Source organism: Pseudomonas sp. MD195_PC81_125, assembly GCF_014060985.1.
Classification (GTDB): Bacteria; Pseudomonadota; Gammaproteobacteria; order Pseudomonadales; family Pseudomonadaceae; genus Aquipseudomonas; species Aquipseudomonas parakoreensis.
The window spans coordinates 1-11,298 of the sequence record NZ_JABULD010000704.1 but is presented as its reverse complement, the minus strand read 5'-3'; the positions used below and the strand labels follow the sequence as shown (position 1 = coordinate 11,298).

General features: G+C 58.6%; 7 protein-coding genes, 2 rRNA genes and 4 pseudogenes. 6 read left to right on the top strand and 7 right to left on the bottom strand.

The annotated features are described in order from the left end of the window. Positions 1-68: 68 nt before the first annotated feature. Both HT737_RS32870 and HT737_RS27620 read right to left on the bottom strand, forming a co-directional pair. Positions 69-993, bottom strand: a pseudogene (locus HT737_RS32870) (NADP-dependent oxidoreductase). A gap of 36 nt (positions 994-1,029) precedes the next feature. Next, positions 1,030-1,467: a DoxX family protein gene (locus HT737_RS27620; protein WP_121185848.1), complete on the bottom strand. Its 438-nt coding sequence runs from the start codon at positions 1,465-1,467 to the stop codon at positions 1,030-1,032. 178 nt (positions 1,468-1,645) lie between these two features. On the opposite strand from HT737_RS27620, the pseudogene HT737_RS27615 reads away from it, so the two are divergent. Next, positions 1,646-2,555 (top strand): annotated as a pseudogene (locus HT737_RS27615) (LysR family transcriptional regulator). Between the two features lie 57 nt (positions 2,556-2,612). Here the strand turns inward: HT737_RS27615 and HT737_RS27610 are convergent. Continuing rightward, positions 2,613-2,819, bottom strand: a complete 207-nt coding sequence (locus HT737_RS27610; protein ID WP_374011201.1) for a hypothetical protein — start codon at positions 2,817-2,819, stop codon at positions 2,613-2,615. A gap of 167 nt (positions 2,820-2,986) precedes the next feature. Between HT737_RS27610 and HT737_RS27605 the strand changes: the two genes are divergently transcribed. Then, a complete protein-coding gene (locus HT737_RS27605) occupies positions 2,987-3,268 on the top strand; it encodes a hypothetical protein (protein ID WP_182404415.1) in 282 nt (93 codons plus the stop codon). Between the two features lie 192 nt (positions 3,269-3,460). Then, positions 3,461-4,102 carry a hypothetical protein gene (locus tag HT737_RS27600; protein ID WP_121185854.1) on the top strand — a complete coding sequence of 214 codons (642 nt, stop codon included), beginning with the start codon at positions 3,461-3,463 and terminating at the stop codon, positions 4,100-4,102. A gap of 270 nt (positions 4,103-4,372) precedes the next feature. Here HT737_RS27600 and HT737_RS27595 read toward each other — a convergent pair whose 3' ends face one another. Beyond that, positions 4,373-6,577, bottom strand: a complete 2,205-nt coding sequence (locus HT737_RS27595; protein WP_182404414.1) for an OsmC domain/YcaO domain-containing protein — start codon at positions 6,575-6,577, stop codon at positions 4,373-4,375. Positions 6,578-6,807: 230 nt separating this feature from the next. Between HT737_RS27595 and proP the strand changes: the two are divergent. After that, positions 6,808-8,311 (top strand): annotated as a pseudogene (gene proP, locus HT737_RS27590) (glycine betaine/L-proline transporter ProP). Positions 8,312-8,447: 136 nt separating this feature from the next. Further along, positions 8,448-9,710 carry an MFS transporter gene (locus tag HT737_RS27585; protein ID WP_182404413.1) on the top strand — a complete coding sequence of 421 codons (1,263 nt, stop codon included), beginning with the start codon at positions 8,448-8,450 and terminating at the stop codon, positions 9,708-9,710. Positions 9,711-9,722: 12 nt separating this feature from the next. Here the strand turns inward: HT737_RS27585 and HT737_RS32040 are convergent, their stop codons facing one another. Beyond that, positions 9,723-9,959: a hypothetical protein gene (locus HT737_RS32040; protein ID WP_306287284.1), complete on the bottom strand. Its 237-nt coding sequence runs from the start codon at positions 9,957-9,959 to the stop codon at positions 9,723-9,725. On the opposite strand from HT737_RS32040, the pseudogene HT737_RS27580 reads away from it, so the two are divergent. Then, a pseudogene (locus HT737_RS27580) lies at positions 9,858-10,726 on the top strand (alpha/beta hydrolase). The gene HT737_RS32040 and the pseudogene HT737_RS27580 sit on opposite strands and share 102 nt — an antisense overlap. A 74-nt stretch (positions 10,727-10,800) precedes the next feature. Here the strand turns inward: HT737_RS27580 and rrf are convergent. Together rrf and HT737_RS27570 are read right to left on the bottom strand one after the other, a co-directional pair. Further along, a 5S ribosomal RNA gene (rrf, locus tag HT737_RS27575) occupies positions 10,801-10,916 on the bottom strand. Between the two features lie 153 nt (positions 10,917-11,069). Further along, a 23S ribosomal RNA gene (locus HT737_RS27570) occupies positions 11,070-11,298 on the bottom strand; the annotation flags it as partial.

Sequence of the window (11,298 nt, the reverse complement as noted above, 5' to 3'; positions counted from 1 at the left end):
TGCGATCTTTTTGCTTTTTGAAGATCAAAAGATCGCAGCCTGCGGCAGCTCCTACAGGGGTGCGGCGGTTACTGCGTGGTATCGAGGACCAACCGCCCATGACCACGGCGGCTCAGGCTTTTTTCGAGCGCACGTTGCGCCTCGCTCAGCGGGAGGTTTCGACGTCGACTGTGAGGTGGCCACGATCAAAACAGTTCGGCAATCAGCGACAACTGCGCACCATCGGAACGAGTGGCGAAGTTGATCGGCGTCACGCCATGGTCGTTGGCCAGAGTCATGCTCGGCGCACTGACCGGCGAGACCAGCAGCCCGCCGCGTTTCAACACGCGAAACGAACGGTTCTGGGTGTCGCCGCCGACCAGATCGAGCACCACGTCGACCTCGGATACCCGCTCTTCAAACGCCTCGGTGGTGTAGTCGATCACCTGATCAGCACCGAGCTTTGTGAGATAGGCATGGTTACTGGCCGAAGCGGTCGCGATGACTTCAGCGCCCAGGTACTTGGCGATCTGCACCGCCATGCTGCCCACGCCACCGGCGGCTGCGTGGATCAGCACTTTCTGCCGCCGCTGAACGCCAGCGTGCTCGGTCAACGCTTGCCACGCGGTGAGCGCGGTGGCCGGAACGGCGCCAGCCTGCAAGGCGCTGAGCGATTGCGGTTTCAGTGCCAGTTTGGCCACCGGGGCCACGGATTTGCTCGCATAGCCACCGACGATGTTGATGAAGCCAAACACTTCATCGCCGAGCTTGAATTCGCTCACGCCTGGGCCGGTGGCGATCACCTTGCCAGACACTTCAACGCCCGGGGGTGAATGGCAGCGGCAGTGGGATGAACGCTTTCATCGCCCCGGAAAGCACCTTCCAGTCGATCGGGTTGACCCCTGCCCCGGCGACTTCGATCAACACTTCACCTTCACCGGCCACAGGGTCGGCGACTTCTTCCAGTTGCAGCACTTCGGGGTTGCCGTATTCGTACACGCGGATGGCTTTCATGGGAGACCTCGATCGGTTGAAGGAATTAGCAAGTGATCAGCGACGACGGGCATCAAGGCTGAAACGACCGGCACCGAACGCGACCACTTGCAACAGGCCACCGGCCATGGCGATGTTCTTGAAGAAGTGGATGAACTGGTTCTGATCGCCCAGCGCATTGTGGAATGCCAGCGCCGTGACCACGCTGAACACCGCCAACACAGCGGCAACGGTACGGGTGCGGTAACCGGCGATCAGCGCCAGGCCGCCACCGATTTCAACGATGATTGCCAGCGCCAGCGCCACTTGTGGCAATGGCAGACCGACAGAACTGATGTAACCGATCATCATCGCCGGGGCGGCCAGTTTGGAAAAACCGGAGAGGATGAAGATCGCGCTGAGCAGAACGCGGCCGACCAACGAGGCCGAGGCCTGAGTGATGTCATTGCGGCTTTGTTCAGTAGCGGTTTTAGCGATGTTTGCAGTGGTGGTCATGATGGTATTTCCTTCAAAGGAGGGGCGATCCGAGATGAATCGTCCGAGTGAGGAAATGGTGCGCCCGGCCAGCTAATCTGAATAGCCGACTAATTTCGATCATTACGTTCTAGAAAATAGACAAGCTGACGCCGCTCAGCGACGATGCCGGTTCGCTGATGATGAGGAGGTAACAGCCATGATTTCTGACCCGGGCACGCCGACGCTGGATCAATTGCGGGTGTTTCTGACGGTGGTGGAACTGGGCAGTTTCGCCGCCGCCGCGAGGAAGCTGCACCGTGCGACGTCGGTGATCAGCTATTCGATGGCCAACCTGGAGTTACAGCTGGGGGTGACGCTGTTTGATCGCCAGACCACGCGCAAACCGCAACTGACCGAGGCCGGCCGCACCGTACTGGCAGAGGCGCGCACCATCGCCAACGGCGTGCATGGCTTACGCGCCAAGGTCAAAGGCCTATTGCAGGGGCTGGAGGCTGAGGTGCACGTGGTGCTGGACGTGATGCTACCGCCGCAGCGGGTAGTGGATGCGTTGAAGTCCTTTCGCGAGGCGTTTCCCACGGTCGCCCTGCACTTGCACATGGAGGCGTTGGGGGGCGGTGACGGAGCGAGTGATCAATCGCGGGGCGATCATTGGCGTCAGTGGGCCAATGAACGAAGGCATCGATGCGGTCGAGCGGATTGGCGCAGGCAATGTCGAGCTGATTCCGGTGGCGGCACCGAATCATCCGTTGGCTTCAGGTGAGGCGAACACACCGGGGGCCGGGCGTGAATTGACGCAACTGGTTCTTTCCGACCGTTCACAACTGACCAAGGATCGCGACTTCGCCGTCCTCAGCAACCGCACCTGGCGCTTGGCGGATCTGGGTGCCAAGCACATGTTGCTGCGCGAAGGAATTGGCTGGGGGAATATGCCGTTGCCGATGGTCGAAGAGGATTTGCAGTCTGGCCGCCTGGTGCGCTTGAACCTGCCGGAGTACCAGAGCGGCATCTACCCGTTCGATGTCATCTACCGCACCGACCTGCCACCGGGGCCGGCGGCGCGGTGGTTGATCGAGCGGTTTGTGCAGCAAAGTCTGCAGGATGCCTGACAGGGCCCCATCGCGAGCAGGCTCACTCTTGCAGGGTCATACGGTGGGTCACTGAGATCATTGTGAGAGCCAGCCCTGCTGGCGATTGCGGTGCATGAGAATCTCCAGCCCCTCGCCTACCTCCGGCACCTTAAAGTATCGAGTGATTAAATCAAACTCCGCACCCGAAGCGGCGAATTCATGCTCGGCCAGTGCGTTGCGTGCAGGCAACCGAGTACGGCAGGTGGCGTCATCCACTTCGAGATAATGCAGGCAGTGCGACACTCGCTCAGCCAGTGATTGGTCCAGCGGATCTGCCCGAGGCGATCTTGCCGCACATCAGGTGTAGTGTGGGTGCACGCATTGGGGACGCTTCCTTATGTCGATTGCTGGATAATGCCCAACGCCTGTCAGCGAGGCCATTGAGGCGCATGACCCAACGAGGAACCCGGATGACCACAATCACTGCACGCCAATGCTCGTCCTGGGTGCTACTGACCCTGCTTGGCACAGCCATGGCGCTGACGGCCGGCTGTTCGAGCAAACGCTACGCCACCAACGGCTCGAACTGCTACGCCAAAGCCGTGCCCACTTCCGGCGAAGGTGGTCTGGCCTGGGGCGACACCTTGAGCATGGCGCGCAAGAAGTCGATGAATAACTGCATGCGCTATGCGAGCCGCTCCGGAGGGACGCCGAACACCTGTCAGGTGGTGCAGGAGCAGTGCAAACGCTGATCGCACCATGCTGGACAATTTTCCAGGCACGCTGAGCCAGCCGGTCAACTCCGTTAAGCACCGCTTCAGCGCCCTTTCTTCTAAACCTTTACGCCATCAGGCCGCTATAAACCGGGCGCTCCTCATGTACCCGGTCTCTTCCCGAGAATGCGGGTGCAGCGCCCAATCCCTTCCATATCAGAAAGGTCATCCATGCGTCAGCTTCTCCCACTCGCCCTCAGCTTGACTCTCATCGGCTGCGCCACCAGTAAAATCGACATCCGCAACGAGACCGAAGCGGCCAAGTACGATCCGGCCAACAGTGCCCGGGTGCGACTGATCACCGGCGATAACGCCCACGGCGCATACTTCAACGGTCAAAGCTGTGAGAAGTTCATGAATGAAACATTCAAGGGAGGTTCGCCTGAGGAGTCCGGCTGGAAGATGGCGCATAACGACAGTTCAGGGGTCTATCCATTCAGGGATTCGGACCATCGCAACAGTGTGGTCGGCATGCCGGCCAGCCAGACCACCCGGCAAATCAACAGCACCACCAAACAGTTCGACGAGTACGTGGTAGAAGCCAATAAACCGTTCCTGGCGGTTTTTGGCATGGTGGGTTCGATCGCCTGTTCGCCCAAACCGGTGTCGTTCATTCCGCAGCCGGGGCAGGACTATGAGATGCAACTGAAGATCGTCAAACTCAGCACCTTCAGCGCAGGCTGCATCGTCGAGTTGAACGCGCTTTCCGTTGTCGGCACTAGCACCGTAGAAACGCCAGTGCCGAAACAATTCTGTGCCAAAGGGGCAGACGGTGCGTTTCACACGATGGATCCGGGACCCAGTGCTCCCTGAGGCAACGCGCTGATTCTTGATCGGCGCAATTGATGAGTCTTGCTCATGAACTTTTGAAGTGACCAGAAAGTGACCAGCTGCACGACATTCTCTTCAATCCTTGAATCTCCCTGTCCCCACAATACTTATTTGTGGTGAGGGGATTTATCCCCGATGGACTGCGTAGCAGGCCCGCTTCTTTATTGGTTGAAGAAGCCGGGCCCGCTTTGCGCGCCATCGGGGATTTATCCCCTCACCACAGGTTTACTCAGCAGAAGTAACCGTCTGCTATCAGCGCTTCAACGCCGCCGCATTCGCCCTTGCTGCGTGCAGCTTCTTGTAACTGTCGATCAGACGCAGATGCCGATCCAGCCCCTCAAGCTTCATGCTGGTCGGTGTCAGACCGTAGAAACGCACACTGCCGTTGACCGAGCCAATCGCCGCGTCCATGCGCTCGTCGCCGAACATGCGACGGAAGTTGGCTTCGTAATCGGCCAGTTCCAGGTCTTCATCGAGTTCCATTTCCAGACACACATTCACCGCCTGATAGAACAAGCCGCGCTCGACGGTATTGTCGTTGTATTGCAGGAAAGCTTCGACCAGATCCTTGGCCTGCTCGAATTTCTGCAGGGCAAGGCAGATCAGCAGGCGTAGCTCCAGAATGGTCAACTTGCCCCACGGTGTGTTGTCGTCGAACTCGATGCCGATCAGCGTGGTGATGTCGGTGTAATCATCCAGCTCGCTGTTCTCCAGGCCCTGGGCGAGGTTGCGCAGGCCGACCTTGCTCAAGCTGTGCAGGTTGAGGATGTCGGCGCGAAATTGCAGGGCTTTGTTGGTGTTGTCCCAGATCAGATCGTCGACCGGGTAGATCTCCGAGTAGTCCGGCACCAGGATCCGGCAAGCGTTGGCGCCGAGATCGTCGTAGACCGCCATGTAGGCTTCTTTGCCCAGGTTTTCAAGAATGCCGAACAGCGTTGCGGCTTCTTCGGCGTTGGAGTTTTCGCCGTGACCGGAGAAGTCCCACTCGACGAATTCGAAGTCAGACTTGGCACTGAAGAAGCGCCACGACACCACACCGCTGGAGTCGATGAAGTGCTCGACGAAGTTGTTCGGTTCGGTCACTGCCTGGCCGGAGAACGTCGGTTGCGGCAAATCGTTCAAGCCTTCGAAGCTACGGCCTTGCAGCAGCTCGGTCAGGCTGCGCTCCAGCGCCACTTCCAGGCTCGGGTGCGCGCCGAACGAGGCGAACACGCCACCGGTGCGCGGGTTCATCAGGGTCACGCACATCACCGGGAATTCACCGCCCAGCGACGCATCCTTCACCAGCACCGGGAAGCCCTGCTCTTCCAGGCCTTTGATCCCGGCGAGAATGCTCGGGTACTTTTCCAGTACTTCCTGCGGCACGTCCGGCAGGGCCATTTCGCCTTCGAGGATTTCGCGTTTGACCGCGCGCTCGAAGATCTCCGACAGGCATTGCACCTGGGCTTCAGCCAGAGTGTTGCCGGCGCTCATGCCGTTACTCAGGAACAGGTTTTCGATCAGATTCGACGGGAAGTACACCACCTCACCATCCGACTGGCGCACGAACGGCAACGAGCAGATGCCACGCTGGGTGTTGCCGGAGTTGGTGTCGTACAGGTGCGAGCCTTTGAGTTCGCCGTCGCGGTTGTAAATGTCCAGGCAGTAGTCGTCGAGAATCTCTGGCGGCAACTCGTCTTTCGGGCCGGGTTTGAACCAACGCTCGTTCGGGTAATGCACGAACTCGGCGGTGGCGATGTCTTCGCCCCAGAATTGATCGTTGTAGAAGAAGTTGCAGTTCAGGCGCTCGATGAACTCGCCCAGTGCGGAGGCCAGTGCGCCCTCTTTGGTCGCGCCCTTGCCGTTGGTGAAGCACATCGGCGAGTGCGCGTCACGGATGTGCAGCGACCAGACGTTGGGCACGATATTGCGCCACGAGGCGATCTCGATCTTCATCCCCAGATCCGCGAGGATTCCCGACATATTGGCGATGGTCTGCTCAAGCGGCAGGTCTTTACCAACGATGTAAGTGCCCGCGTCCGACGTCGAATGCGGCATCAGCAGCGCCTGCGCATCGGCGTCGAGGTTTTCGACTTCCTCGATCACAAACTCGGGACCGGTCTGCACGACCTTCTTCACCGTGCAGCGATCAATCGAACGCAGAATGCCCAGGCGATCCTTTTCAGAGATGTCCGTCGGCAATTCGACCTGAATCTTGAAGATCTGGTTGTAACGGTTTTCCGGGTCGACGATGTTGTTCTGCGACAGGCGAATATTGACGGTCGGGATATTGCGCGTTTCGCAATACAGCTTCACAAAGTAAGCCGCGCACAAGGCCGACGACGCCAGGAAGTAGTCGAACGGCCCGGGTGCCGAGCCATCGCCTTTGTAGCGAATAGGCTGATCGGCGATCACCGTGAAGTCGTCGAACTTGGCTTCAAGTCGAAGGTTGTCGAGAAAGTTGACCTTGATTTCCATGCGGGTTTACCAGAGAGCAAAAACGAATTGGCGGCCATTATCCGGGTTTTCAGCCTGACGTCTTGTGCTTTTGCGTAATCATCGCCGAGTGGGCTGTGCGGCGCCTGTGCGGCTGCGGACGACAAAAATGCCACGAGCAGTGAATTATTTCGTGTCTTCTTGTATCTGACGGAAAGAACCCATGCCACCAAAACAATGGCATCGAATCCGTTCAGCTATGAGTGACCCGCATGAAATCAAGGAAAAACAAGGTCAATCCCATTGGATTGAAAGACATCACCATTGTCGACGACGCCAAGATGCGCAAAGCGATCACCGCCGCCGCGCTGGGCAATGCCATGGAATGGTTCGACTTCGGGGTCTACGGATTTGTCGCCTATGCACTCGGCAAGATCTTCTTCCCCGGGGCTGATCCTGGTGTACAGATGATTGCAGCGCTGGCGACCTTTTCGGTGCCCTTCCTGATTCGCCCGCTGGGCGGGCTGTTCTTCGGTGCACTGGGTGACAAATACGGGCGGCAAAAAGTGTTGGCCGCGACCATCGTGATCATGTCGCTGAGCACCTTCGCCATTGGCTTGATACCGTCCTATGAATCAATCGGCATCTGGGCACCAATCCTGCTGTTGCTGGCGAAAATGGCCCAGGGCTTTTCGGTCGGCGGTGAGTACACCGGCGCCTCGATCTTCGTCGCCGAATACGCGCCCGACCGCAAACGCGGCTTCCTCGGCAGCTGGCTGGACTTCGGCTCGATTGCCGGTTTTGTCCTCGGTGCCGGCGTGGTGGTGCTGATCTCGACGATCATCGGCGAAGAGAAATTCCTCGAATGGGGCTGGCGCCTGCCGTTCTTCCTCGCCCTGCCGCTGGGTATGATCGGCCTCTATCTGCGGCATGCACTGGAAGAAACTCCGGCATTTCAGCAGCACGTCGAAAAAACTCGAAGAAGGCGACCGTGAAGGTCTGGCGGGCGGGCCGAAAGTCTCGTTCAAGGAAGTCGCCACCAAGCACTGGCGCAGCCTGATGACCTGCATCGGCGTGGTGGCGGTGACTAACGTCACCTATTACATGCTGCTGACGTACATGCCGAGCTATTTGTCGCACAACCTGCACTACAGCGAAAACCGTGGCGTGCTGATCATCATCGCGATCATGGTCGGCATGCTGTTCGTGCAGCCGGCAATCGGCTTTATCAGCGACAAGATTGGCCGCAAGCCCTTCATTGTTGTCGGCAGTATCGGTCTGTTTCTGCTGGCGATCCCGGCGTTCATGCTGATCAACAGCGGCAAGATCGGCCTGATCTTTTCCGGTTTGCTGATCCTCGCGGTGTTGCTGAATTTCTTCATCGGCGTCATGGCCTCGACCCTGCCGGCGATGTTCCCCACGCACATTCGCTACAGCGCACTGGCCGCTGCGTTCAACGTCTCGGTGCTGATTGCTGGTCTGACCCCGACGGCCGTGGCCTGGCTGGTGGAAAGTACCGACAACCTGTACATGCCGGCCTACTACCTGATGGTGATTGCCGTGGTCGGCCTGATCACCGGCGTGACCATGAAAGAGACCGCCAACAAACCGCTTCGGGGTGCTGCACCAGCGGCGTCTGACCTTGAGGAAGCCAAGGAACTGCTCAAGGAACACCACGACCACATCGAGCAGAAAATCGAAGACATCGACGCCGAAATCGCCGAACTGGAAGCTAAACGCAAGGAGTTGGTGCAGCAGCATCCACGCATTAACTGAGCCGTTCGCAGCGTGGCCACTCAAAACGGAGTCGAGCGGCCACATAAGCGCCGTGCAACTAAATCCGCAGACGACCACTCACTGAATTGACGGAGGTTGCGTCACTTTACGCAACCTCGATATCGAAGGTGCCAGCGTGGACACTCACTCCGATCGTCGCAACAACCTCTCGCTGGACAGCCTGAATTTCTTCCTCGCCGATGTGCGCGACGGACTCGGGCCGTATCTGGCGATTTACCTGTTGGCCGTGCATCACTGGGAACCGGCCAGTATCGGGCTGGTGATGACCCTCGCTGGCGTCGCCGCCCTTGTCACCCAGACACCCGCCGGTGCGCTGGTCGACAACACGCGCAGTAAACGAGCGGTCATCGCGATTGCTGCGTTGCTGGTGACCGGCAGTTGCGTGGTATTGCCCTTCGTGACGTCCTTCAGTCTGGTGGCGATCACTCAGGCGCTGAGCGCCGCAGCGGCATCGGTATTCGCACCGGCCATCTCGGCGATCTCCCTGGGCATCACCGGCCCGCGTGCGTTCACCCGGCGCACCGGACGCAACGAGACCTTCAACCATGCCGGCAACGCCTGCGCGGCGCTGCTGGCCGGTGGGTTTGCCTACTTGTTCGGGCCGGTGGCGGTGTTCTATCTGATGGCGGTCATGGCGCTGTGCAGCGTGATCGCCGTGAGCTTCGTCGACAGCAACGCCATCAACCATGATCTCGCCCGCGGACTCGACCCAAGCGACGCCGCGCACGGCAAGACGCCATCGGGATTGACGGTATTGCTGACCAACAAAGCGCTGCTGATGTTCGCCATCTGTTGTGCCCTCTTCCACTTGGCCAACGCGGCGATGCTGCCACTGGTGAGCCAGAAGCTGGCGCAGGTCAATTTGCAAATGGCGACGCCCCTGACTTCGGCCTGTATCGTCGCCGCGCAACTGGTCATGGTGCCGGTCGCCTTGCTGGTTGGGGCCAAAGCCGATGTGTGGGGACGCAAGCCGCTGCTGCTCGCGGGCTTCCTGATACTGCCGTTGCGCGGTGTGCTCTACACCTTGTCCGCAGACCCTTACTGGCTGGTTGCCGTACAGATGCTCGACGGCGTCGGCGCGGGAGTCTTCGGCGCACTGTTTCCGGTGGTAGTGAAAGATCTGACCTTGGGCACCGGCCACTTCAATGTCAGCCTTGGCGCCCTGTCGACGGTGTTTGGTCTGGGCGCAGCATTAAGTGCCAGCGTTGCGGGTGTTGTATTGCAGGAAGCCGGTTACAACGCGGCATTTCTGACCCTGGCGGTGATAGCCGGGGTGGCATTCGTGCTGTTGTGGCTGGCGGTACCGGAAACCTTGCAGCGGGTGGGGAATGATGTGAATGTTCTTGACCGCGAGGCGCCCTTCACTGCTCCGCCGTAACACCCTATATCGTTAAGTGGGAATTGCTGATGAGGGAGGAAGGATTTGGCTGATAACACGCTTGAGTTCACCGAAAGTGATTTGGCGCAAATGCAGCGCTTCAACCGCAAACTCGCCTGGCTGCCGCGGTTTCGCGTTCGCAATCGGCTGACGCCACGTTTGATCCAGGCATTGCTGCGCGTCAGTCAGATGCTCGGCGCGAACAAACCGGTCAAGCACGGCCTTCAAGTGCAAAGCACTGTGGTTCATTCGCACGCGGCTTCAGTGCCCGTCCGAATCATCCGCGCACAAGGAAAGCCCAAGGGTGTGGTACTTGATTACCACGGTGGCGGCTGGGTGATCGGCAATGCACAGATGAACGATGACCTTAACATCGCAATGGTCAAGGCTTGCAACGTGGCAGTGGTGTCTGTTGACTATCGGTTGGCAGTCAATACGCCGGTTGAGGCGTTGATGGCGGATTGTCTTTGCGCCGCACGCTGGCTGCTGAGCGACGATTGCACGGAATTCGTTGGCCTGCCGGTGATCATTGTCGGTGAATCCGCGGGCGCGCACTTGGCAACCGCAACGTTATTGGCACTCAAACCAGCACCCGGCTTGTTGCAGCGCGTCTGCGGCGCCTTGCTGTATTACGGCGTCTACGATCTCGCGGGCACCCCGAGCGTACACGCCGCACCTGCAGAAACGCTGGTACTCGACGGCCCGGGCATGGTTGAGGCGCTGCGCCTGCTGACTCCAGGACTGAGCGATGATGAACGCCGACAGGCGCCATTGTCTCCGCTTTACGGCGATTTGAGCGGATTGCCACCGGCGTTGATGTTCACCGGTGAACTGGATCCGCTGCGCGATGACACGCTGGAACTCGCTGAGCGTTGGCAACAATCGGCACCGGTTGAAGTACATCTACTGCCCTCGTCCGCCCATGGTTTTATTCATTTTCCTACCACCATGCTAGTGGTGTTCTGGACCACAGCCGAGCGTGGCTTTCGCGTCAGATCGGAGCAGTTAGAAGCTAATTGGCAAGCGAAGCACTTTCCTGCGGGCAAAACAAAACCCCAACTGCTTTCGCAATTGGGGTTTTGGAATTTAATCTTGACGATGACCTACTCTCACATGGGGAAACCCCACACTACCATCGGCGATGCATCGTTTCACTTCTGAGTTCGGGATGGGATCAGGTGGTTCCAACGCTCTATGGTCGTCAAGAAATTCGGGTACTGACTCGTGACCGGCTGGCCTCGCTTCAGCAAATCGGGTATGTGATACAGGTGTTTGTGAGCAGCGCGAACTTTCGGTTCATTGCGTCTTCACACACCGCAATCTGGTCTCTTTCGAGCATTCAAATTGCTTGGGTGTTATATGGTCAAGCCTCACGGGCAATTAGTATTGGTTAGCTCAACGCCTCACAGCGCTTACACACCCAACCTATCAACGTCGTATCTTCGACGGCCCTTCAGGGAACTCAAGGTTCCAGTGAGATCTCATCTTGAGGCAAGTTTCCCGCTTAGATGCTTTCAGCGGTTATCTTTCCCGAACATAGCTACCCGGCAATGCCACTGGCGTGACAACCGGAACACCAGAGGTTCGT